Annotated in this window: 23 protein-coding genes; 17 read left to right on the top strand and 6 right to left on the bottom strand. The window is 56.5% G+C overall.

Annotated features, from left to right (window positions below; translation table 11 throughout):
• Window position 1 precedes the first annotated feature (1 nt).
• The 5 genes from hisIE to E3E51_RS05075 all read left to right on the top strand — a co-directional run bounded on the left by hisIE (window position 2) and on the right by E3E51_RS05075 (window position 4130).
• A complete protein-coding gene (gene hisIE / locus E3E51_RS05095) occupies window positions 2–625 on the top strand; it encodes a bifunctional phosphoribosyl-AMP cyclohydrolase/phosphoribosyl-ATP diphosphatase HisIE (RefSeq protein WP_167912007.1) in 624 nt (207 codons plus the stop codon).
• Window positions 622–1641: a histidinol-phosphate transaminase gene (gene hisC, locus E3E51_RS05090; protein ID WP_167912006.1), complete on the top strand. Its 1020-nt coding sequence runs from the start codon at window positions 622–624 to the stop codon at window positions 1639–1641. The genes hisIE and hisC overlap by 4 nt, the downstream gene beginning before the upstream one ends.
• Window positions 1632–2363, top strand: coding sequence for an HAD family hydrolase (locus E3E51_RS05085; protein WP_167912005.1), 732 nt, complete (start codon window positions 1632–1634; stop codon window positions 2361–2363). Before hisC ends, E3E51_RS05085 begins: the two co-directional genes overlap by 10 nt.
• A 24-nt stretch (window positions 2364–2387) precedes the next feature.
• Window positions 2388–3380 (top strand): TIGR01177 family methyltransferase, encoded by a 993-nt coding sequence (locus E3E51_RS05080; RefSeq protein WP_167912004.1) that lies wholly within the window; start codon window positions 2388–2390, stop codon window positions 3378–3380.
• Window positions 3381–3458: 78 nt separating this feature from the next.
• Window positions 3459–4130 carry a DUF257 family protein gene (locus E3E51_RS05075; protein ID WP_240924253.1) on the top strand — a complete coding sequence of 224 codons (672 nt, stop codon included), beginning with the start codon at window positions 3459–3461 and terminating at the stop codon, window positions 4128–4130.
• Between the two features lie 3 nt (window positions 4131–4133).
• Here the strand turns inward: E3E51_RS05075 and E3E51_RS05070 are convergent, their stop codons facing one another.
• The 4 genes from E3E51_RS05070 to E3E51_RS05055 all read right to left on the bottom strand — a co-directional run bounded on the left by E3E51_RS05070 (window position 4134) and on the right by E3E51_RS05055 (window position 8545).
• Window positions 4134–4775 (bottom strand): alanyl-tRNA editing protein, encoded by a 642-nt coding sequence (locus E3E51_RS05070; RefSeq protein ID WP_167912162.1) that lies wholly within the window; start codon window positions 4773–4775, stop codon window positions 4134–4136.
• Between the two features lie 72 nt (window positions 4776–4847).
• Window positions 4848–6320 (bottom strand): exodeoxyribonuclease VII small subunit, encoded by a 1473-nt coding sequence (locus E3E51_RS05065; RefSeq protein ID WP_167912003.1) that lies wholly within the window; start codon window positions 6318–6320, stop codon window positions 4848–4850.
• 124 nt (window positions 6321–6444) lie between these two features.
• Window positions 6445–7719, bottom strand: coding sequence for a dicarboxylate/amino acid:cation symporter (locus tag E3E51_RS05060; protein WP_167912002.1), 1275 nt, complete (start codon window positions 7717–7719; stop codon window positions 6445–6447).
• A gap of 103 nt (window positions 7720–7822) precedes the next feature.
• Entirely contained in the window at window positions 7823–8545 is a 723-nt protein-coding gene (locus E3E51_RS05055; protein ID WP_167912001.1) for a biotin--[acetyl-CoA-carboxylase] ligase, read from the bottom strand.
• 96 nt (window positions 8546–8641) lie between these two features.
• On the opposite strand from E3E51_RS05055, the gene fba reads away from it, so the two are divergent.
• The 9 genes from fba to E3E51_RS05010 all read left to right on the top strand — a co-directional run bounded on the left by fba (window position 8642) and on the right by E3E51_RS05010 (window position 17169).
• Window positions 8642–9487 carry a class I fructose-bisphosphate aldolase gene (gene fba, locus E3E51_RS05050; RefSeq protein WP_167912161.1) on the top strand — a complete coding sequence of 282 codons (846 nt, stop codon included), beginning with the start codon at window positions 8642–8644 and terminating at the stop codon, window positions 9485–9487.
• Window positions 9488–9603: 116 nt separating this feature from the next.
• Window positions 9604–11388, top strand: a complete 1785-nt coding sequence (locus E3E51_RS05045) for a pyruvate/oxaloacetate carboxyltransferase (RefSeq protein WP_167912000.1) — start codon at window positions 9604–9606, stop codon at window positions 11386–11388.
• Window positions 11389–11564: 176 nt separating this feature from the next.
• Window positions 11565–13265, top strand: coding sequence for a carbon starvation protein A (locus E3E51_RS05040; RefSeq protein ID WP_167911999.1), 1701 nt, complete (start codon window positions 11565–11567; stop codon window positions 13263–13265).
• A 73-nt stretch (window positions 13266–13338) separates the two neighbouring features.
• Window positions 13339–13572, top strand: coding sequence for a hypothetical protein (locus tag E3E51_RS05035; protein ID WP_167912160.1), 234 nt, complete (start codon window positions 13339–13341; stop codon window positions 13570–13572).
• Between the two features lie 9 nt (window positions 13573–13581).
• Window positions 13582–14574, top strand: a complete 993-nt coding sequence (locus E3E51_RS05030; protein ID WP_167911998.1) for an ArsA family ATPase — start codon at window positions 13582–13584, stop codon at window positions 14572–14574.
• Complete coding sequence (locus tag E3E51_RS05025; RefSeq protein ID WP_167911997.1) at window positions 14564–14857, top strand: iron-sulfur cluster assembly protein; 294 nt, start codon at window positions 14564–14566, stop codon at window positions 14855–14857. Before E3E51_RS05030 ends, E3E51_RS05025 begins: the two co-directional genes overlap by 11 nt.
• A gap of 2 nt (window positions 14858–14859) precedes the next feature.
• Window positions 14860–15516: a hypothetical protein gene (locus E3E51_RS05020; RefSeq protein WP_167911996.1), complete on the top strand. Its 657-nt coding sequence runs from the start codon at window positions 14860–14862 to the stop codon at window positions 15514–15516.
• Between the two features lie 66 nt (window positions 15517–15582).
• Window positions 15583–16362, top strand: coding sequence for an alpha/beta hydrolase (locus E3E51_RS05015; protein ID WP_167911995.1), 780 nt, complete (start codon window positions 15583–15585; stop codon window positions 16360–16362).
• A gap of 12 nt (window positions 16363–16374) precedes the next feature.
• Entirely contained in the window at window positions 16375–17169 is a 795-nt protein-coding gene (locus E3E51_RS05010; protein WP_167911994.1) for a hypothetical protein, read from the top strand.
• On the opposite strand, the gene E3E51_RS05005 is transcribed toward E3E51_RS05010, so the two are convergent.
• A complete protein-coding gene (locus tag E3E51_RS05005; RefSeq protein WP_167911993.1) occupies window positions 17166–18185 on the bottom strand; it encodes an adenylosuccinate synthetase in 1020 nt (339 codons plus the stop codon). The two genes, E3E51_RS05010 and E3E51_RS05005, sit on opposite strands and share 4 nt — an antisense overlap.
• Window positions 18186–18306: 121 nt before the next feature.
• Entirely contained in the window at window positions 18307–20154 is a 1848-nt protein-coding gene (locus tag E3E51_RS05000; RefSeq protein ID WP_167912159.1) for a prolyl oligopeptidase family serine peptidase, read from the bottom strand.
• A 98-nt stretch (window positions 20155–20252) separates the two neighbouring features.
• On the opposite strand from E3E51_RS05000, the gene ribD reads away from it, so the two are divergent.
• The 3 genes from ribD to E3E51_RS04985 are packed head-to-tail and all read left to right on the top strand — an operon-like array spanning window position 20253 to window position 23030.
• On the top strand, window positions 20253–21335 hold the full coding sequence (gene ribD / locus E3E51_RS04995; RefSeq protein WP_167911992.1) for a bifunctional diaminohydroxyphosphoribosylaminopyrimidine deaminase/5-amino-6-(5-phosphoribosylamino)uracil reductase RibD: 1083 nt from the start codon (window positions 20253–20255) through the stop codon (window positions 21333–21335).
• Entirely contained in the window at window positions 21316–21873 is a 558-nt protein-coding gene (locus tag E3E51_RS04990; RefSeq protein WP_167911991.1) for a riboflavin synthase, read from the top strand. Before ribD ends, E3E51_RS04990 begins: the two co-directional genes overlap by 20 nt.
• Window positions 21870–23030: a bifunctional 3,4-dihydroxy-2-butanone-4-phosphate synthase/GTP cyclohydrolase II gene (locus tag E3E51_RS04985; RefSeq protein WP_167911990.1), complete on the top strand. Its 1161-nt coding sequence runs from the start codon at window positions 21870–21872 to the stop codon at window positions 23028–23030. The genes E3E51_RS04990 and E3E51_RS04985 overlap by 4 nt, the downstream gene beginning before the upstream one ends.
• Window positions 23031–23062: the final 32 nt, after the last annotated feature.

Below are 23062 nucleotides of genomic sequence, written 5' to 3'. Positions count from 1 at the left end.
CATGGAGGAACTGATCGAAAAGGTCAACTGGGAGAAGAACGGCGGGATTGTTCCGGTCGTCGTTCAGGACACAGGGGGAGAGGTTCTCACCCTGGCGTACATGGACAGGGAAGCGTTAAGGAGAACCCTCCAGACCGGCTACGCCCACTACTACTCCCGCTCGCAGGGAAGAGTCAGGATGAAGGGCGAGGTGAGCGGGAACGTTCAGCGCGTTAGGGAGATAAAGGTTGACTGCGACGACGATGCACTTCTCCTAATCGTCGAGCAGAAAGGCCCGGCATGCCACACGGGGAACTACTCCTGCTTCTACAGGAAGCTGGGCGAGCCGGAGAGGGTTCTGCCCATGGACTACTCGCTGACCATCCTGCGGGAGCTTGAGGAGCTGATAAGGAAGAGGAAGGGGAAGCCCGTTGAGGGCTCATACACCTCAAGGCTGTTCCAGGAGGGCAGGGAGAGAATATACAAGAAGTTCGGCGAGGAAGCCGTCGAGGTTCTCGTCGCGGAAACCAGAGAGCGTCTGATCTACGAAACCGCCGACATGCTCTACCACCTGCTTGTCCTTCTCGCCTACAACGACGTTTCCCTCGGCGAGGTGATGGCCGAGCTGAGGAGGCGGCGGGGATGAGGATCCGGGAACTCGTTAAGTCGTTCGAACCGTACCGCGTCATGGAGGGGGACTACCCGATAAGGCTCGATAAGAACGAAAACCCCTACGATTTACCAGGCTGGGTAAAGGAGAAGATATTCGAGGAGCTGAGGGAGCTGAGCTTCAACCGCTATCCCCACATAACCTCCATGCCCATGAGGAAGGCAATAGCCGAGTTTTACGGAATCTCCCCGGAGAACGTTGCCGTCGGGAACGGCGGGGACGAGCTGATAGGCTACCTCGTCTGGCTCTTCGAGGGGGACTACATAGTCACGACGCCGCCGACCTTCGGCATGTACGACTTCTACGCGAAGCTGAACGGTATCCCGGTCGTTGAGGTGCCCCTGAGGGAGGACTTCACGATAGACGGCGGGGCAATAGCGGAGAAGGCCAGAAACGCGAGGGTAACCTTCATAGCCTCACCCAACAACCCCACCGGAAACCTCCAGCCGGAGGAGGAGATAGTCAAGGTTCTCGATACTGGAAGGGCCGTCGTCCTCGACGAGGCCTACGCGGAGTTCGCAGGGAAGAGCCTCTGGAGGCTCATCGAGGAGTACCCAAACCTCATAGTGCTGAGGACCTTCTCCAAGGCCTTCAGTCTGGCTGGGGTCAGAACGGGCTACATCCTGGCGAACGAGGAGGTTGTCGATGCGCTCTACCGGGTAAAGTCGCCGTTCAGCGTTGGAATAATGACCATGGCGGCCGTGAAGGTTGTGCTCAGGCACTACGACCTCGTGGAGAGGCGCGTGGCAAAGATAATCGAGGAGCGGGAGAAGATAAGGAAGGCCTTCCGGGAGTTCACCTACCCGAGCGACGCGAACTTCCTCCTGATGAGGCTGAACGCCTACGAGTTCCTCCTGGAGAAGGGCATAGTGGTCAGAAAGCTCTCGGGAAGGCTCGACGGCCACATACGGGTCACCGTGGGGAGGAAGTGGGAGAACCGGAAGCTGGTGGAGGCCCTCAGTGAATACCTGGAGGTGGAAGGATGTGGATAGTTTTCGACGTTGACAGTGTCCTCATAGACGTGAGCGAGAGCTACGATAAAGCCACGAAGCTCACCGCCGAGTACTTTCTAGGGTCATTTGGAGTGGAGAGGGAGATAAAGCCGGAATGGGTCAGGGAGCTCAGAAGGAAAGGCTCCTTTGGAGATGACTTCAAGGTCAGCGAGGCGCTGATACTCTTCGCACTCTCGGGAAGGGCGGAGGAGCTCATCGCGGAGTTCCCGGAGGGGGGAACCATAGAGTGGGTTCGCGAGAAGTTCGGCTTTCAGGTCTTCGGCGGGAGTATCGAGAGGGTTTTCAACACCTTCTACCTCGGCAGGGAATACCCCGAAAGGATATTCGACTTTTCCGGGCTGTGGAGGAAGGAGCGCCCCATCGTGAGGAGGGAGCTCCTGAAAAGGGCGTCGGAGCGCTTCAAGGTGGGGGTCATCACGGGACGGAGTGTCCTGGAGATGGAGCTCGCCGAGAGGATAATCGGGTTCAAGTTCGAAAACGCAGTCACCAGGGAGCTTTACCTGAAGCCAGACCCAAGGGCACTGTGGGAGCTCGTGAAGGGAGAGTCCGGAGTTTACGTCGGAGATACACTCAACGACGAGCTCTTCGTGGAGAACTACAGGAAGAGATACGGGAGGAAGTTCGACTTCGTCATGGTGGGGCGGGACGTGGGGGACGTTAACGAGTTCCTGAAGGAACTGCTGGAGGGGGAACAAACTTAAAAACCCCTCCGAAAAGCTCCAACCATGCTCTACGTTGAGATACTCGGAAACCTGCCGGAGATGGCGAGGGACGAGGTAAAGGCCATGCTGGAACTGGCCGGCGGAAGGATAGCCGGTCAAGATTATCTCTTCCTCAAGATAGACGCCGATGAGAGGGCGTTCCCATACTTAAACCGCCTCGGCCTGGCCCACGAGTACGGGGAGCTTATCGTGGAGGCGGACTCCATAGAGGAGCTCCTCCGGAAGGCAGAGGAGGTGGAATGGCCGATTAAAGGAACCTTTAAGGTCGACACCGAGACCATGGCCAACTGCCGCTTTAACGTTCTCGACCTTCCCAGAAAGCTAGGTGCGGTCATACACGCCCAGGGCTTCAGGGTGAACCTCTCAAGGCCGGACACGCTCGTCCGGGTTTACTGCGGCGAGAGGGTCTACGCCGGGATAAGGCTCCGCTTCTTCGACCCCAAGGACTTCGAGAGCAGAAAAGCCCATCACAGGCCGTTTTTCAGGCCGATTTCCCTCCACCCGAGGGTTTCACGCGCGCTTGTGAACCTCACGAAGGCCAAAAGGGAGCTCCTCGACCCCATGATGGGTGCCGGCGGAATTCTCATGGAGGCGGGACTGCTCGGCCTGAAGGTCTACGGGGTGGACATAAGGCCGGAGATGGTCGAAGGTGCGGAGATGAACCTCAGGCACTACGGGATAAAGGGCTACGAGCTAAAGCTAGGCGATGCGACGAGGCTGGGGGAGCTGTTCGACAAGCGGTTTGAAGCCGTTGCTACCGACCCGCCCTACGGCACCTCCGCCACCCTCGCTGGGAGGAAGAGGGACGAGCTGTACAGGAAGGTGCTGGAAAGCATCTACGGTGTCCTTGAGGAGGGCGGCAGGCTGGCGATAGCGTTTCCGGCGGACTTCGATGGAGATGTGGAAGCTGAAAAGGTGGGCTTCAAACTGGTAGGAAAGTACTACCAGAGGGTTCATAAAAGCCTGGAGAGGTACTTCTACGTGTTTAAAGAGTAAGAAAACGGGCTGACTGACATTCCATTAGCAAATTAACAAAAGCTTTTTACACTGAACCCCTCCTTTTTTAAGAAGGGGATGGCCATGACGAGCCTTGGTGATGAGTCTCTGGTTGAATACCTCCGGAGCATTAAGCCCGGTGAGGATATTCTAATCGAATACACCTCCAGAGAGCCGGTTCACATACTTCTGCACCTCATTCTGAAGTGCCTGCGAAAGAACGGACTTCCCGTGGTCATAGTGGATGAACTTGACCAGCTCCATGTTTTCAGAACCCATATGAAACTGGCGGACGTCGATACGGAGCTCATCGATACCGCCAACGTCATAAAAATCGGCGGTCTGCTCAAGACCGGAAACGTCCTCGGCAGGGTCGACCTCAGCAAAGAGTTCCCGATACGGAAAAAGCACTACGAAGAAGCTCTGAGGAAAGTGAACACGGACTACACGATCAGGATTGTGCTTGGCTTTGATAAGGTTCTGGCGATGCACGAAGGGGAGAGGAGGGAACTGGAATCCCTCTTCGGCTATATGATAAGGCCGTATCTGGGTGATGAAAGAAGGACAACGGTCTACTTCATAAACACCGAACTTTTCAGCGAGAGAACCCTAAAAGAATTCCGGGAGCACGCCAGCAGGGTCTTCAATGTCAGGTTCGGGGAGAACACGGTTATCCTCAAGGTCATCAAGTCCCCGAACATCAAGGATTATGGGAAAGAAATGAAGGCCAAAATTGAAGACTGCATCTAGTCTTCAATCCTCCAGCCAAATCTCCAGCCTCTGCTTTCCTTTTCCGAGGCTGGAGCGCTTGAACTTCTTCAGGTGCCCTATCTCCTTTATGTCCCTCACGTGGGTTCCGCCGCAGGGAATTACCTCGAAGTCCCTTATCTGGGTGTAGCGGGTCTCCCCTTCCCACCATATCTTCATCTCGCCGCCCTCGTCAACGAGCCTGTTGAAGGTCTCTATAATCTGCTCCTTCCACTGGTTCGCGTTCTCAGGGTAGGTTATGTCGTAGCGGCCCTTCTGGACGCTCATGCCGCTGCCGTATAGCTCCCACTCACCGGGCAGGACGACGTTAAGGACGTGCTCCATGAGGTGCATCGCCGTGTGAATCCTCATGAGCTTGTAGCGGTAGTCCCAGTCGATTTTAAGCTCAACCTCGTCGCCGGGCTTGAACTTCTCGGGCTCGGCTACCACATGCCAGACGTTTCCTTCCTCATCCTTGTAGACGTCCAGAACCTCAACGCCGCTTATCGTCCCCCTGTCGTGGGGCTGACCGCCGCCGGTTGGATAGAATATCGTCTGATCGAGAAGAAGGGCACCCTCCTTTACCTCAAGAACCTTTGCCTTCGCTTCCCTCAGGTAGGCATCCTCGTAGTAGAGCTTGCGCGTCATCCTGACCACCAACCAAAATTGGAGCGCTCCTTTAAATGGGTATCGAAACGTGGAAGAAAGGAAGAAAGAAGCTCAGCGCCTCTTCCAGAAGGCCACCGCCAGGACCACGAGAAGCGCCGCAACGATGACCGCGGCCGTCTTCTGGGTGTCGCTCATTCCCCCGCTGGATTCGCCGGCCGGCAGGGTGTACCTGACCGTTGCGCTGGTGCGGTTGGCGAGGAGGGCCTTCACGTCCTCCGGCTGGGCGCCGTAGCGGATGTAAACGTTGGAGACAATCTCCAGGGTGTTCCCCCTGCGGACAACGGTCATGGTGAAGCGGTTGCCCTTGACCTCGGTGCTGATGTTGTCGGGCACCTCGATGAACTCCCCGCCGTCGGCCAGGTTGAGGGTGAGGTGCAGGGTGTTGTTTACCTCGTACTCGCTCCTGTCCTGGAGGCTCTGGGCCATTCCCATCGTTGGGTCGAAGGTGTAGACGTACGATCCGTTCTCGTACTTCGTGAAGTTTCTGAGCATGTACTCCGCGTCGATGACGAGGGGCGCGGTTGTCTCGTTGAGTCCGAGGATGGTGACCTTGCCCCCGTCCACTATGGCCCCCTGGTAACCGAGCGCGAGGGAGTACGTCCTGAGTATGTACTCAGTAACGTTCTGAACCCCGTACGACACTATCTCGGCCTTTCTGGCGATGACGTCCCTGAGGGGCTCCACGTATTCGTCCTTCATGTGCAGCCTGACGGTGCCGTTGGAGTACACGTCAATGGTAATGTACTCGTTGGTTATGCTCTTCTCGTAGTGCTCGACTCCCTCGTAGGGGGTCTTATAGCGGATGTAGTAGTCTCCGTAATCCCCGAAGAGGGACTTAAAACCGTCCGGGGTCAGCCAGGGCTCGAGGTATATGCGGGAGCGAACGATGACGGTATCGCCCTCAGCACTCGACTCGACCGCGAACCGGCTTTGGTTGTACTGCTTGACGAAGGGTTTGGGGTAGCTCAGGAGCGTCGCGTTGGGTGGAAGGACAACTATGAACGTGTTGTTGGCCTCGATTCCAAAGGGGAACCCCGTATCGGGGACCATCATGGAGCCGTATCCCCTGGTCGGGTCGATCCGGAGCTCCCAGTAGTGGTCGTAGGAGTAGTATTTGGCGTAGTCGAGGGCTATCGCGTTGAAGACGAGGGTTATGTTGTTGCCCTCCTCTATGCCGTAGGACTTCATGCTCTCGTTCACCAGCTTTACTCCTGCCTGGGTGAGGCCCTGAATGTACCTGGTGAGCTGCTCCTGCTCGAACTTCTTTATGGCCTCTTCCATCGTCATGTTGCCGTTCTGGGTCTCGTTGAGAATCTTCTCTATCTGCTTATCTATCTCCTCCTTCGGTCCCAGCCAGACGGTCTTCATGGTTATGTTGGCGCTGCCGTTGGGCAGAACGATTATCTTGAACGTGAAGTCCTGCCTGTAGACCACGGGAGCCGTATCCCCGGCAAGCGCGAAGTTCGGGCCGATGAGCGGCGTCAGCAGAATCGCGGCGAAAAGCACCGCAAGCACTCTCTTCATTACACACTACCTCCATTCCATCTGTACTGGTAACTAGCGCCGCATCGGAGTATTTAACTTTATCCCAGAAGTAGGGAAAGAAAAACCTGGCAAAAGGCAAGAAGAGGGTAAAAGAAACCAAAAATCAGCCCTTCCACTTGGATTCGTCTAACTCGCCCTCGGTCTTGGCCACTATCGTAGTTCCCGTCAGATCGCCGGTGACGTTGACCATGGTCCTGCCCATGTCGAGGATGGCGTCAATGCCCAGTATCATGGCGTAGGCGAGGGCAACGGGGCTCCCCTCGGTCAGGTCGAGGCCGACGCTCTGGAGAACCATGGCGAGCATTATCGCACCGGCTCCAGGAACGCCCGCGGTGCCTATGGACGCCAGAACGGCGGTGAGTATAACAACCAGCTGCTGCCCGATAGTCAATGGCTGGCCGATAGCGTAGGCCACGAAAAGAACCGTGACGCCCTGATAGAGTGCAGTTCCATCCATGTTTATCGTTGCGCCGAGGGGCAGCGTGAAGGAGAATATTCCCCTGTCGACGCCCATCTCTTCCTCTGCGACGCGCATGGTAACCGGAAGCGTTCCGCTGGAACTCCTGGTAACGAAAGCGGTGATCATCGCATCCTTGGCCTTCTTGAGGAACTTAATGATGTCTATGCCAAACATCCTCAGGAGGAGGCCGTAGACAAGGAATATCTGAAGAATCAGGCCGAGATAAACGGCAGCCACAACCTTAACCAGAGGTCCGGCTACGTTGGGTCCGAATGTACCGACGACGTAGTAGATGAGGGCGAAGACACCTATGGGCGCATACTGCATGACGCCGGCGACTATCTTGTACATTGCTTCTGCGGCGGCATCGACGACCCTATAAAGGGTTTCGGAGGCAGTTCTGAGCCTTTCATCTTTGCTGTTCATGAGGTAGCTGATGGATATTCCAAAGACTATGGCGAAGAATATCGTCGGCAGCACCTGGCCGTTTGAAAAAGCGGCAAACGGGTTGGTCGGCACTATGTTTAGGAGCGTCTGAACGAGGGAGGGAGCCTGGGCCTGAATGGCTTTTCCTGTTCCGGTTCCGAGTTCGATGCCGCTTCCAGGCTTGAAGACGTTGCCCATCAGCAGGCCGAAGAAGACCGCAAAGGCTGAAGTGGCCAGGTAGTAAAGGATTATCTTGACGCCGACCCTCCCGAGCCTTGCAGGGTTGATGCTGGCGGCACCGACTATCAGTGAGAACAGTATAATGGGCATCACTAGCATCTTCAGCAGGCGGATGAACAGGTCGCCGAGAGGTTTGAGGGTCCCGGCATAGCCCGGCAGCAGTACTCCGGCGATAATACCGAGGACCAAGCCGGCCAGAATCTTTTGAAGCACGGGCACGTCCAAATACGCTCTGAGCAAACCCTTTGACATTCCAATACCTCCATTCAGCGGGTTGTTGGACATCAGCAAATAGATAGACCATTTGATATTATATTAATCTTCTGGGTAGAATTATGGCAATATGACAAAGAAGCTAGACAATTCTTAACGAAACATCACCGTATAGGATTCTCCTTAACTGTCCGCCAACGTCAAGTAGAAGTGATCCATCGTCTAAAACGTCCACTGCACGACCGATTAGAGCATTGTCATCCTCAACAACCTTTACAATCCTCCCGAGGATAAACGTTCTCTCACGAACTTTGGCCATCACGAGTTCAGGACGTTCTCTAAAAACCCGATACCAGCCGTTCAGATGGAAGAGCAGCCTCTCAAGAACCCTGTCCAGGGGCAGCGAAGTCCCGGTTAGCTCCATCATGGAAACCGCATCCCATCGAAGCTCGGGGGGAACTGGGTTGTTAACGTTTAAACCGATCCCCAGAACGACGTATTCACCCGCCTTCCCCTCCGTCAGAATCCCGGCGATTTTCTTGCCCGCAGCCCAGACGTCGTTCGGCCATTTTATACCCGAGGAGATGCCGAAATCAGAGAGCGTATCCGTGACTGCCAGAGCGCCAACGAAGACGAGCCGGGGGTCCACTCCGGAAGGCTTCAGAACGACGCTCATCCAGATGCCGCCCTCCGGGGATGCCCAGGAGCGTCCTTTCCGGCCCTTCCCGGCGGTCTGCCGCTTTGCAAGGACGACCGTGCCTTCAGGAACATCGGAAGCGATTCTCCTCGCGTATTCGTTCGTGGAATCGACCTCTTCAAGACTGATGACCCTAATACCTACCGTGGTTTCCCTGCCCTCTGCCATCCAACCACCGACCGAAATTCGACCCGGGGCTTAAACACTTTTTCGTCAAGGAAAACCTTAAATCTTCCAAATCATATATCACTCCCGGTGATTAGTATGGATGCATATCAGAACGTCGGCATTAAAAGGCGCCTTGGAAGGTTTTTCAGAAGGGATGGAAGAGCGCTCATCTTCGCCATGGATCACGGCTTCGAACACGGGCCGACCGACTTCGAGGAGCACTGGGAGCACATCGACCCGAGGATAATCATAAGGAAGGTCATGAGGGCTGGCATCGACGGCGTTATGATGCTTCCCGGCCTGGTAAGAATAGCCGGAAGCGACGTGAAGCCCGACAGGGGTCTGATGATAAAGCTCACCAGCAAGACGAACCTCCGCCCGAAGGACGACCAGCTCCTCCAGAGCCAGCTGGGCTTCGTTGAGGACGCGGTCAAGCTCGGCGCCGATGCGATAGCGGCGACCGTTTACTGGGGTTCGCCTCAGGAAGACGTCATGATGCGCCAGTTTGCGGAGATAGCGAGCTACGCCCACGACCTCGGCTTCCCGGTTGTGCAGTTCGCCTACCCACGCGGGCCGTACATAAACGAGAAGTACGGGAAGAAAGAGGACTACCGCGTCGTCATGTACGGCGCCAGGGCTGCGGTCGAGAGCGGTGCGGACATGATAAAGACCTACTGGACGGGCTCGAAGGAGACCTTCGCCAAGGTCGTTGACGCCGCCGCCGGCGTTCCCGTTCTCCTCAGCGGCGGGGCAAAGACCGAGAACCCCGTTGACTTCCTGAAGGTAGTCTACGACGTCGTTGAGGCTGGGGGAGCCGGAGCCGTCGTGGGAAGGAACATCTTCCAGCGCGAAGACCCAGAGCCGCTTATAAAGGCCCTCATAAGGGTAATACACCGCAACGAGGAGCCGGAAGAAGCGGCAAAGGCGGAGGGGCTTATTTGAACCCCACGTTTCTTTCCTATCTTTGCAGCTTTTCTTAGGCAATTGTCGAATTCTTATCCACCGAACGTCGTAAGACTTTTAAGTGACGTGGCATAGCCCCGAGTGGAGGTGAGAGAATGACGCGCGTTGAGATAATTGACACGACCTTCCGCGACGCTCATCAGTCCCTCATAGCGACCCGCCTCACCACGGATGACATGCTCGCCGTGGCTGAGAAGATGGATAAAATCGGCTTCTACTCAATGGAGGTCTGGGGAGGGGCCACCTTCGACGTCTGCATCCGCTATCTCCGCGAGGATCCCTGGGAGCGCCTGAGGCTCCTGAGGGAGAACATCACCAGAACCAAGCTTCAGATGCTCCTGCGCGGGCAGAACGTCGTTGGCTACCGCCACTACCCCGACGACGTGGTTGAAAGGTTCGTCGAACTGGCCCACAGGAACGGGATAGACATATTCAGGATATTCGACGCCCTCAACGACGTCAGGAACATGGAGGTGGCCATTAAGAAGGCGAAGGAAGTCGGGGCGGAGGTGCAGGGGGTTATAGCGTACACGACCGGAAAGGTGTTCACCCTGGAGTACTACCTGGGAAAGGTCGAAGAACTCCTGGCGCTCGATGTTGATGTGATAACCATCAAGGACATGGCGGCCCTGCTGACGCCGCGGAAGGCTTACGAACTGGTGAGCGAGATAAAGGAACGCTACGGTGTTCCCGTAAACGTCCACACCCACTCCACAACGGGAATGGCCGTAGCAACGTACCTCAAAGCCGTCGAGGCCGGGGCGGACTACATAGACACGGCCATAAGCCCGCTCGCCTTCGGAACGGCCCAGCCGGGCATACAGACCATCTGGCACGCCCTGCCCGAGGCCGTTGGGAGCCACCTCGACAGGGAGCTTATCCACGAGGTTTCGAGGTACCTGAAGAGGCTCCTCGACGAGAAGTACTCCGGAATGCTCCACAGGGAGGCCCTCATGGTGAACCCATACGTTCTGAAGTACCAGGTTCCGGGCGGAATGTACTCCAACCTAATCTCCCAGCTGAAGGAGATGAAAGCCCTCGACCGGCTCCAGGAGGTTCTGGAGGAGATTCCACGCGTCAGGGAAGACCTCGGATGGCCGCCGCTGGTAACGCCGACCAGCCAGATAGTCGGGACGCAGGCGGTTCTCAACGTTCTCTTTGGAAGGTACGAGAGGATAACCGAGGAGGTCAAGAACTACATCAGGGGCCTCTACGGAAGGCCGCCGGGGGAGATAAACCCCGAGTTACGGGCAAAGGTTCTGGGGGAGGAGGAACCCGTAACCGTAAGACCCGGGGAGCTGCTCGAACCAGCACTGGAGAAATGCAGAAAGGAGCTTGAGGGGCTGGGCTACCTGAAGAATGAGGAGGATGTTCTGACCTACTGCCTCTTCCCTCAGGTGGCGCTGGAGTTCTTCAGGGCGAGAAAGGAGGGCAGGCAGAGGCCCAAGATGCCGCCGGCGGTTCAGAAGTTCAAGATTTACGTGGACGGCGTCGAGTTCGAGGTCGGCGTTGAGGGCGTCGACCTGAGCGCCCTAAGATACCTGCCCCAGATAGCAGGGGCTTCAGCTCCGTCCAGCACTCCAAAAACGGCAGCCGCTCCCGTCCCAGTAGCCGCTCCTGCCCCTGTTCCGGTTGTCCCGACGACTCAGGCTCCCGCTCCCTTCGGAGAGGGGGCCGTCACTGCGCCAATGCCGGGCAGGGTTCTAAGGATTCTAGTTAAGGAAGGGGAGGAAGTCAAGACCGGCCAGGGTCTCCTCGTTCTGGAAGCGATGAAGATGGAGAACGAAGTTTCGGCACCGAAGGATGGAGTGGTGAAGAGAATCCTCGTAAAAGAAGGCGACACCGTCGACACCGGACAAACGCTGATGGAGCTGGAGTAAAACCACCTTCTCCGCCCTTCTTTTTTCCAACTCCCTGCACAAAAAGTCTTTTCACGGAACTGCCACTGAGTTTTAAACATTCGGTTTAAAAACGAAAAAATTTCAGCTTTTTGCCGAAAAGCATTTATATGAACACAAATCTACATTAGGCCGAAAACCCACACGGGGGTGCAACTATGAACTCTGCTGTAATAATCCTGGTAGCAGCGGCGATATACGTTGGACTGTACCTTACCTACGGCAGAAGTCTCCAGAGCAAGGTCGTCAGGGCCGACCCCAACAGACCAACGCCTGCCCACAAGCTCTACGACGGTGTTGACTACGTTCCAGCGCATCCGATGGTTCTCTACGGACACCACTTCGCTTCAATAGCCGGAGCTGGGCCGATAGTCGGTCCGGCCGTGGCGATGGCATGGGGATGGCTGCCCGGACTCCTGTGGGTCTGGTTCGGCAACGTCTTCATAGGCGCCGTCCACGACTATCTATCACTGATGTCATCGGTTCGCTACGATGGTAAGTCCGTCCAGTGGATCGCAGGAAAGCTCATGAGCAGGAGGACGAGCATGGCCTTCGAGCTCTACGTCTGGTTTGCGCTCGTGCTCGTCATAGCGGCATTCGCGGCGGTTATAGCGGGAATATTCATTGGCACTCCTGAGGCAGCAACCGCTTCTCTGCTCTTCCTCGGTGTAGCCGTGATCCTTGGATGGCTGCTCTACAAGGTGCAGATAGACTTCAAGCTCGGAACAATAATCGGCCTAGTGCTCCTCGTCATCGCAATATGGCTTGGCTTCCAGTTCCCGCTTGAGGCCAGCAAGCAGACCTGGTACATAGTCCTCGGACTCTACATCATAATTGCCTCTTCGCTTCCGGTGTGGATACTGCTCCAGCCGAGGGACTACCTCAACGCCTACATCCTCTGGTTCGGCCTCATACTCGGCGGCCTGGCCTTCATAGTCGTCGGAATCAAGGGCGGCGGAACCTTCACGGCCCCGGCGTTCACCACATGGTCTGCCAACGTCGTCGGCGGACAGCCGTCGCCGTTCTGGCCGACGATACCGCTGGTTATCGCCTGTGGAGCGCTGAGCGGATTCCACTCCATCGTCGGTTCTGGAACAACGAGCAAGCAGCTCGACAACGAACTCCACGGCCTGATGGTCGGCTACGGCGGCATGTTCACCGAAGGCTTCCTTTCAACCATCGTCATAGCCTCGATAGCCATCTACGGTCTCCAAGTCTTCCAGAACATGAACATCCCCGTTGACTACAACAACTGGGGAAGCCAGTACGCCATCCAGGTCGTCAAGCACGGAATAAAGGTCGGAATCTTTGCCAAGAGCTACGCCTACGGCCTCGAAGACGCCTTCGGAATACCCTTCAAGACGGGAGCGGTCTTCGCCAGCCTCTGGGTCTCGGCCTTCGCTTTGACGACCCTCGACACGGCGACGAGGCTCGGAAGGTTCGCCTGGCAGGAGATTATGGAGATGGTACACGGGCCGGAGGTGCTCAAGAACAAGTGGATCGCCTCAATAATCCTCGTCGCCTTCGGTATCTACATGGCCTGGGGCGGCAGCTGGCTCATCATCTGGCCGGCCTTCAGCGGCATGAACCAGATGCTCGCGAGCATCGCAATGATGACGGCATCGCTGTGGGTTGCCAAGGTGCAGAGGCCAGCGGGAGCCTGGAAGTGGGCGGTCGTTATTCCGGCACTGTTTCTGTGGGTCACCGTCACGGCCGCGCTCGTCTGGTTCCTAGTTGTCATCAGGCCAGGGTTCTGGGTCAGCCTCATCACCGTCGTCGGCCTGCTCCTCAACCTGCTCCTGGTCTTCGACTGGTACGGGGCCTGGAAGAGGCCGGCAGAGGAGTACGCGGCTGCATGAACCCTTTCCTTCTTTCCTTTCGCTTTTGGAGGTGAAAACATTGGAGCCCGTGAAGCATTTTCTCAGGGGATTCATGGAGTCGTTCAAGCACCAGTCCACGGAGTACATAGAGTTCGAGCTGAGGGAGCTTGAGAACGTCTTCGCCCTCGTGCTCATGGGGGCCTTCGTGGGGATACCCTCCCCACCGACGACGCTGGTCATAAGGCTCATGCCACACATGGTGAGGGAAATCAGGGTGATGCACCAGAGGGCGGTTGATTTGGACGACGTCTTCGCCGAGGTGGCGGGAATGTTCGACATAGACTGAGGTGAGAGCATGAGGGAGTTCCTCCTTCCGAAGAAAGGCTTCAGAACCGTGTTCGTTATAGGCAAAGGCGGTGTTGGGAAAACCACCACGAGCGCCGCCCTGGCCGTGGCACTATCGAAGAAAGGCTACAAGACTCTCATAGTCTCACTCGACCCGGCGCACAACCTCGGCGACGTCTTCATGGTCAAGCTCAATGACAAACCGAAGAAGCTCGCCGATAACCTCTACGCCAGTGAGCTGGACATGGAGAAGCTCATCCGGGACTACCTCAAGCACCTTGAGAAGAACCTCAAACACATGTACCGCTACCTGACCGTCATAAATCTGGAGAAGTACTTCGAGGTGCTCAGCTTCTCGCCCGGCATAGAGGAGTACGCGACGCTTGAGGCCGTAAGGGAGATACTGGCCAGAGGAGACGAATGGGACGTTATAGTCTTCGACACGCCGCCGACGGGGCTCACACTCCGCGTCCTGGCTTTGCCGAGAATCTCGCTCATTTGGGCCGACAAGCTGATCGAGATAAGGCGCAAGATACTCGACAGGAGACGCGCCATAGCGAAGATACAGGGAGAGCAGAAGTTCGTCGTTGACGGCGAGGAGTTCACGCTGCCGAAGGACGAAGAGGAAGACGCGGTTATGAAGGAGCTCAAGGCGTACAGGAAGGAAGTTGAGTTCGTCGAGAAGGTCATCACCGACCCCGAGAGGACGAGCGTCATAGCGGTTATGAATCCGGAGATGCTCCCGCTCTACGAGACGGAGAGGGCCCGCGAGAGCCTGAAGAAGTTCAAGGTGCCGTTCAACCTGATAGTCGTCAACAAGGTCATAACGCTGAAGGAGGAGATTCCCGAGCTGAAGGTCAAGCTCGAAGCCCAGGAGAAGGTTCTCTCGGAGATAGGGAGGAAGTTCAAGGGTGTGGAGGTCATCAGGGTACCCATGTTCGCAGAGGAGCCGAGGGGCATGAAGTGGCTCGAAAGGCTTGGAGGTCTAGTCCTTGAGGAGTGAGGAGGTACTCCAGCTGCTCAGAAACGTGAAAAATCCCTTCACCGGGATGGACATAGTCAGCGAGGGCCTCGTGACCAGGGTGGTCGTTGAGGAAGACACGACGACGATATACGTCGCCTTCGCGAGGAGCACCCCCGCGACCCCATTTTCAATGGCCGTTAACTGGCCCCTACAGGCGAGGATAATCAGGGACATGGTAAACGTTTTAGGGAGTGAACTGGGATACTTTGAGATAGTTGATGACACGACGTTGCAGCGGTACTACCCGATTGAGGAGGTCTAATCATGGAGGTAACGTCCGGCTTTATCCTTGCGGTGATGGTTCTCGCGGCCGTTTCGTCGCTCCAGTTCTTTAAGGGTCGAAAGCTCAACCTTCAGCTCATGCAGCACTACCTCAGAGCGATAGAGGACGTTGTCAGGCCGGAGGATAAGGAATACGTCTGGCTCGGCGGCTACATCGGCTTTCGCGCCTACTACAAGGTGAACAGGGAGAACATCAGGAAGTTCGAGTACACCCTCACGCTCCTGCCCAGGCAGAGCATCCTCTACTTCCCGATAGCGCTCATCACGAGCAGACACGACAAGCTCTACGTTGTCGTCCGGCCGTTCTCGGAGATAAAGCGCGAGGCACACCTGATACAGAAAGGCTACTACCGCATGAGGCCAAGGATAGAGAACGAGGAACTGCTCAAAAAGGAGGTCGTTGAGATAGCCGGCAGGCAGTACGAGGCACTCTACGAGAAGAGGCGTGACGTGGAAAACCTGAAGGCACTCATCGAGAGCTTCTCAAACCCCCACAACGTTAAACACGTCTCCCTGACGCCGAAGACCAACGTGTTCTACATCCAGATGAAGCCCGAACCCGAGACCATCGGTTCGGACATCGAGAGGGCAGTGCGCTTCGTTAATGAGAGGCTCAAGGAGAGCCCCTTCTCTCCGTGAACCTTTCTTTCATCCGGGGAAAACGTTAAATCCTCTTCTCATCCATTTTCTAGGGCGGTGGGTGTTATGGAAGTCCACAAAGCCAGCTTCGGCGAACCCAGACTCGGCTGGGTCGTTCTCGTCCACGGCCTGGGCGAGCACAGCGGAAGGTACGGGAGGCTGATTAATGAACTCAACGATGCGGGTTTTGCCGTCTACACCTTCGACTGGCCCGGCCACGGGAAGAGCCCAGGCAAGAGGGGACATACAAGCGTTGAAGAAGCTATGGAGATAATCGACGGCATTATAGATGAGATCAGCGAAAAGCCATTCCTCTTTGGCCACAGTCTCGGCGGTCTGACGGTTATACGCTACGCCGAGACGAGACCCGAGAGGATACGGGGCGTGGCGGCGTCCTCGCCGGCGCTCGCCAAGAGCCCAGAAACGTCCGGGTTTATGGTGGCCCTTGCGAAGTTCCTCGGGAAAATTGCCCCTGGGATAGTCCTCTCCAACGGGCTGAAGCCGGAGCTGCTTTCCAGGAACACCGAGGCAGTGAAGCGCTACGTTGAAGACCCCCTCGTTCACGACAGGATTTCCGCAAAACTCGGGAGGAGCATCTTCGAGAACATGGAGCTAGCCCATGAGGAGGCGGGAAGGATAAAAGTTCCCGTGCTGCTAATCGTCGGCACGGCGGACGTGATAACACCACCCGAGGGTTCGAGGAGACTTCTAGAAGAGCTCACAGTGGGGGACAAGGCAATTAGGGAATTCGAAGGAGCCTACCACGAGATATTCGAGGACCCGGAGTGGGCGGACGAGTTTTATGGGACGATTGTCGAGTGGATGGTGGAGCATGCAAGGGGGTAGGGAGGTTTTTCAATGTTCATCGACACGTTTTCGACTTTCCTCAGGCACTGGAACGGTAGCAAAGAAAGCTGGTTGAGGTATATTCAGGAGTACCCTGAGCTCTTCGAGAAAATCAAGTGGGACTACGAAAGGTACGAGACGGATTGGAGGGAGTACCTAAAGCTCCTCACCAAGAGAACAACTGAAGAGCTCAATCTGGCCCATGGGGCTTTATTGGAAGTCCTCCCCGGGGTGGAACAGAGGATTAAGAGGCTTTTTAAAGTCGAGGGCTACAACGTGGTAATCTACGTCGGCCTTGAGAACGGGGCAGGATGGGTAACGGAGTTCATGGGGAGGCCTTCAATCCTCTTCGGCCTCGAAGCCATAGCGGAGCTCAACTGGTACGACAGGCTCGAAGGACTGGTCGCCCATGAGTTTGGACACCTGGTCCACTGGGTTCTGAGGGGGGAGGACATAGAGAAGTTCGAAGATGAGGGAATGATGTGGCTCTATACTGAGGGATTCGCCCAGAGGGTGGAGGACATTGTAACCGGGAGACCGTGGCACCTCGAATACGATGGATGGTTCGAATGGTGCACGAGAAACGAGCGGCGCATTAAGGAGGAGTTCTCAAGAAGGATCCGGGAAAACGAACCCCTGAACCCGTTCTTTGGCTCGTGGTACGAGCTCTTTGGAATGAAGTTTACCGGCTACTATCTCGGCTACAGGTTCATCAGATGGCTTGAAGAGACGCTCTCCTTTGAAGAGATAGCAAAACTGAAGAAAGAAAGGGTCAGGGGCATGATTTTGGAGTTCCTAGAGGGCTAGATGTTTTCCCTTCTGTCTATTATGTGCTCCAGCTCGGGCCCGGTCTTTATGAGCCCGACCGAGACGCCGACGCGCTCTTCTATTTCTTCCACGAACTCCCTGGCCTTCCTCGGTAGTTTGTCGTAGTCGGTGACGCCGAAGGCATCCTTATCATACTTGTCGAGCATCGTAAGGGCTATCATCGTCGCGCCGTTGAGCCTCGCGGAGTAGCGGGCGAACTCGAAGTCGAACCGGCCGACCCTCCTCCGCCTTCCCGTGACGGTTCCGTACTCGACGAGGCCAAGCTTTTCCGCCTCCTCCTGGCTCATCTCGGTCGGGAACGGCCCTTCCCCAACCCTCGTCGGGAAGCTCTTGAACACGACTATGACGTCGTCAACCCTCGTCGGGCCTATTCCCACGTCGCTCGCTATGGCCGAAGCGGTCGTGTCCTTCGAGGTGACGTAGGGGTAGGTTCCGTAGTAGAGGCTCAGCCCAAAGCCCTGCGTCCCCTCGACGAGTACGAGCTTTCCGTCATCCAGGGCATCGTTGACCTCCTGAGCCACATCCGTCAGGTATGGCTCAAGCTCGGGAACGTCCCTTGCAAGTCTCGCCCTCCTCATGACCCTGTCAGCATTAGCTGGCCCGCAGCCGCTTCCTGTGGTCCCTATCTTGTCGTGGAGGTGGCTGTTGCTCCTGTCGAGCTTCTTGTGCTCGTCCTCGATTATGGAACAGCGGTAGTCTATGCCAACTCTCTCGGCGACGTTGAAGTCCCTGAGGTGCTGGAGCTCGTGGAAGAACACCCCCGGGTCAACCAGAACGCCCGCACCCACGAGAAGCCGGGCCTTCGTCTGGATGAACGCCGTCGGCAGCTGTCTCACCGCGTACTTCTTGCCTTCGATAAAAACGCTGTGGCCCGCGTTCGTTCCAACGCCGCCGCGAGCTATGATTTCAGGTTCGTCCTTCAGGGCAAGGTAGGCGATAACAGAGCCCTTGCCCTCGTCTCCCCATTGACCGCCAACAACGATGTAGCTCGGCATGGCTCCTTACCCAGGTTTAAGTCAATAGGGGGCTTATAATGGTTTCGAATTCAACAAAAAAATGTCCAAAAATAGCCGCCATCCTGAAAACGTTGGACTGAAAAATGGAGAAGTGAAGAAGTCAGGAAAGCGTTTTCACCACGAACGCGAGCAGGTCTGTCAGTTCCCTAGCCCTCGTTTCTGGTGAGGCCCCCATGTGGCCGCTCTTGGTCTCGACGCGGAGGTAGACGGGGGCACCTACTTCCTTCAGCAGTTTGAAGAACTTAAGGGCGTGTGCAGGATGTACGCGGTCGTCGTGGAGGCCGGTATAGATGAGCGTCGACGGATATTTTGCCGGCTTCACGTTGTGGTACGGGCTGTATCTTAGGAGAAACTCCCTGTCCTTCGGGTCGTCGGGGTTTCCGTATTCGGGAACCCACACGCTGCCGATGTATAGCTTGTGGAAGCGCATCATATCTATGACGGGATAACCTATCAGCGCTGCATCCATCACGTCCTGCCTCTGGGTGAGCGTTGTCGAGACCAAAAGGCCTCCGTTACTCCTGCCCCACGCGGCAACTCTATAGCCTTCTGCCTTCAGCTTGCCGAGAACCGCTATGAAATCGTCGAAGACGTTCTGCTTGTTCTCCCTCATTCCGGCGCGGTGCCACTCCTCGCCGTACTCGGAACCGCCGCGGAGGTTGGCCATCGCGAAGGTTCCGCCGCGCTTTATGAAAGGTATCGCCTGCGGGAAGAACCTCGGGGTTAGGGCTATGTTGAAGCCGCCGTAGCCGAAGACCCACGCCTTCTTCTCGTTCCTCTCGCCCTTCACAAGGAAGTAGTGAACCCTCGTCCCGTCCTTCGAGACCGCGAAGTCCTCCTCGACCTTGAAGTTCCCTTCAACTTCTTGCCCCTCTATGAGATTAAGCTCTCCATCGAACTCGTAGAGCCTGTACGGAACCGTGAAGCTCTCGTAGCGGAGTAAAGCCTTCTTCCCGTCGGTGTCGAGGGGATGGGCACTTCCCGGAAGGTCGAAGGCCATCTCGTCAAGCTTTTCACCGTCCAGGGAGTAGACCTCAAGGTGGTAGCTCGCGTGGACAAGCCTGCCGGCGAGTATTTTTCCGTCCACGATGACCGCCCACTCCAGCGGGAATTCGCCTTCTGGGATAACCTCGGTAACTTCGCCGTCTTTAACTGCCACGACCTTTCCGAGGCCCCTCCCTTCCCTCGTGAGGACGTAGAGCTTTCCGTCGATTACATCGATCGGCTCGGCTGGCACTTCTGCCGAATAGGCCTTCTCCCACCTCTCCGGCTCAGCTATTGGCCCAACGTGGATTTCCGCGCTGTTCCAGCCGAAGGTGACGGTCACCATCGCCGTTTCCCCGTCGGCGCTCTTCCTCAGCGAGATGAAGTAGCCGGAGCCGAGCCCCTCGCCGAAGACCATCCTCTCCCCACTGCCGTCCTTCCAGAAGAGCCTCACCGCTGGAGCCTTAACCCCGTCGGGCGTTTCACCGTGCCGGTAGAAGCGGGAGAAGTAGTAGCCGTCCCCAAGGAAGGTCACGTTCCAGACCGAGGGCTTCATCTCGTCGATGAGCTTTCCGGTTTTGAGGTCTATGATTCGGGTTATCCCCTCGTCGGCGCCGCCTATCGAGAAGCCGTAGGCGAGGAACCTTCCCTTCCCGTCGGCGGTGAAGCCCTGGAGCAGAACCTCGTCGCCAAGCTCCTCCTCAAGGGCTTTGGAATCAACTATGACATCCCCACCGAGCCATCTGATTATCTGTCTGTCTTTCTCCTTGAACATCGCTATTACGCCCTTTTCGGTGAGCTTCGCGCCGTAGAGGGTTGGCATCGAGTAGTACTCCCAGACCTCCGGAAACAGTTCGTCGCTCAGCTCTCCAATGAACTCCCTAAAGCGCTCGTTCTCCCTTTCGACCATCTCAAGAACACGCTCGTCCTGCAGGTTCTCCATCCAGATGTACGGGTCATCCATGAAGACCACCGTCTAAACGTTGAGGTTGAAGAATAAAAAGGTTGTGTTGTCTCAATTATGGAACAAAATCTTAAAAAACCTGGAACAAAGTTTCCAACATGAGGGAGGAAGACGTGCGCTTTATGAGAATCGCCCTCGGGCTGGCGAGGCGCGGCGCCGGGTTGGTGAACCCTAATCCAATGGTTGGGGCGGTCGTGGTCAAAGATGGTGAGGTAATCGGCGTCGGCTGGCATCAACGGTTCGGAGGAAAGCACGCGGAGGTAAACGCTATCGAGGACGCCAGGAGAAAGGGACACGACGTTAAGGGGGCGACCATGTACGTGACTCTCGAACCGTGCTCCCACTGGGGCAAACAGCCGCCCTGCGCGGACAGGATTATCAAGGAGGGCCTTGAGCGCGTCGTCGTCGCGATGGTAGACCCAAACCCGGTCGTCTCCGGGAGAGGGATTGAGAAGCTGAGGAGTGCAGGAATAGAGGTTGAGGTCGGCGTTCTTGAGGAGGAGGCGAGAAAGCTCAACGAGGTTTTCATCAAGTACGTGACCACCGGAATGCCATTCGTTTCCATCAAGCTTGCCCTGACCCTTGACGGCTTCATCGCGACCGAAACCGGTTCCTCCCAGTGGATAACCGGCGAGGCGGCGAGGGCAAGGGTTCAGGAGCTTAGAAAGATGCACATGGCAATTATGGTTGGCTCTGGAACTGTTCTCAGGGACAATCCGAGGCTCAACTGCCGGCTCGATAACTGTCCGGAGAGGGTTAAGGTAGTCCTCGACCGCTCGGGCAGGGTGGCGGAGGAAGTACGGAGGGGAAGGAGGTTCAACCTGTTCAATGATGGAAGGGCCATCTTCTTCACCGAAAGACCGGGGCTCTTCGAGGGCGTAGGTGAGGCCTACCCGATAATCGAGCCCGGGAGGATACTCCGGAAGCTTGGGGAGCTCGGAATTGACAGTGTCCTCATCGAGGGCGGGAGGATTGCCTGTGAATTCCTAGCTTTTGCGGACAAGTTCTACCTCTTCTACGGCCCCAAGCTCTTTGGGAGGGGAATAAAGCCCTTTGAATGCCTGAAAGTCGAGGACGCCAACAAGGCACCTCCCCTGAGGGTTGAATCAATTGAGAGGATTGGTGAGAGCTTCCTCGTAACAGCTTACCCCGGTGGTAGAGATGTTCAGTGGAATCGTTGAGGGGACCGGAAGGGCCCACTACTCAGCAGGAAAGCTGTACGTCGAGCTCCCTTTTGATGTCAAACCGGGCGACAGCGTCGCGGTGAACGGGGCCTGTCTAACGGTCGTTGAATTCGATGGAAAAACCGCCGTTTTCGACGTCGGCGAGGAGACGCTGAGGAGAACCAACCTGCGCGAGGCCAGACTGGTGAATCTCGAAAGGGCTTTGAAGCTCGGCAACCGTCTGGACGGCCACATAGTTACAGGCCACGTTGACGGGACGGTTCGCTTTATAGCCTCGCGGAGGAGCGGGAACACGACGTGGATGGTCTTTGACATGCCTGCCGAGAGGTGGGGAATAGCTGAGAAGGGCTCCATAGCCCTAAACGGAGTTTCCCTCACCGTTGCGAGGGTAGAAGCCAGCCGCTTTTGGGTTCAGGTAATTCCGTACACACTCAAAAACACCAACCTCGGCATTCTCCGTCCGGGGGAGAGGGTGAACTACGAGATTGACGTTCTGGCCAGATACGTAAAGCGCATCATGGAGGCGGGGATATGAACTGGGGGGAGATTAGGAAAGCTGTGCTCGATGGGAAGCCCATCGTCCTGATAGATGATGAGAGGGAGTTCGAGGCAGACCTCGTCTTTCCGGCGGAGATTGCCTCGTCTGAGGTCGTCAGCTTCATGCTCTCGGCCAAGGGGCTGCTATGCCTCACGATGGACATGGACCGGGCCCTGGAAAGGGGGTTCTTCCCTCTCCCGAGCAAGGAGGGTGAGACCAACTTCCTGATTCCGGTCGATTATGGGGAGACGTTCACGGGCATAACGGCAGAGGAGAGGGCTTTAACAGCTAAAAAGCTCGCCGAGGGGCTGGGCATCGAGGCCTTCCGCTATCCCGGGCACCTCCAGGTGCTAGGTGGTGTTGGTTTTAGCAGGAGAAAGGGCCACACCGAAGGCTCGCTGGAGCTTATGGAGATGCTGGGCTTCAGGCGCTACGCCCTCATTATCGAGATACTGAACGATGAAGGCGACTCCCACGACAGAGAGTTCACTCTGGCATTCGCCGAGGAGCACGGCCTGCCCGTTGTTACGATGGATGAGCTCTGGAAGGAGTTCGTGAGGAGGAAGCAGCTGATAAGGGTCTACGCCAGCGCTAGGCTCCCGACGCGCTACGGGGACTTCAGGATAGTGAGCTTCGACAACGAGCTGGACTTTAAAGAGCATGTTGCCATAGTTAAAGAGCCCTACGGCGACGTTCCGCTCGTCAGGGTGCACTCCAAGTGCCTCACAGGAGACGCATTGGCATCCCTCAAGTGCGACTGCGGGAGCCAGCTGGCCAACGCCCTCAGGATGATAGCGCAGGAGGGAGGAATACTCCTCTACATGGACCAGGAGGGGCGAGGCATAGGGCTGAAGGAGAAGATAAAGGCCTACGAGCTTCAAGAGGAGGGATTGGATACGGTTGAGGCAAACGAGGCCCTGGGATACGGGACGGACGAGAGAACCTACGAGGCGGCCGTCCAGATGCTCCGCGCCCTCGGCGTTTCAAGGATTAGGCTCATCACCAACAACCCGCGGAAGGCAGAGGCTCTGGAGGAGCTTGGAATGGAGGTCGTCGGGATGGTCCCTGCTCCGGGAGAAGTTACCGAGCACAACAGGCTTTATCTGAAGGTGAAAGTCGAGAAGCTCGGCCACAGGATTCCCTTCGAAGTCTAATCAATTACTGAATTATTTAATTCACTAATTGG

The sequence above is a fragment of the Thermococcus sp. 21S7 genome, assembly GCF_012027615.1.
Taxonomy (GTDB): domain Archaea; phylum Methanobacteriota_B; class Thermococci; order Thermococcales; family Thermococcaceae; genus Thermococcus.
Note: the sequence above shows the minus strand (reverse complement) of the source record. Positions and strands in the feature narration are given on the sequence as shown.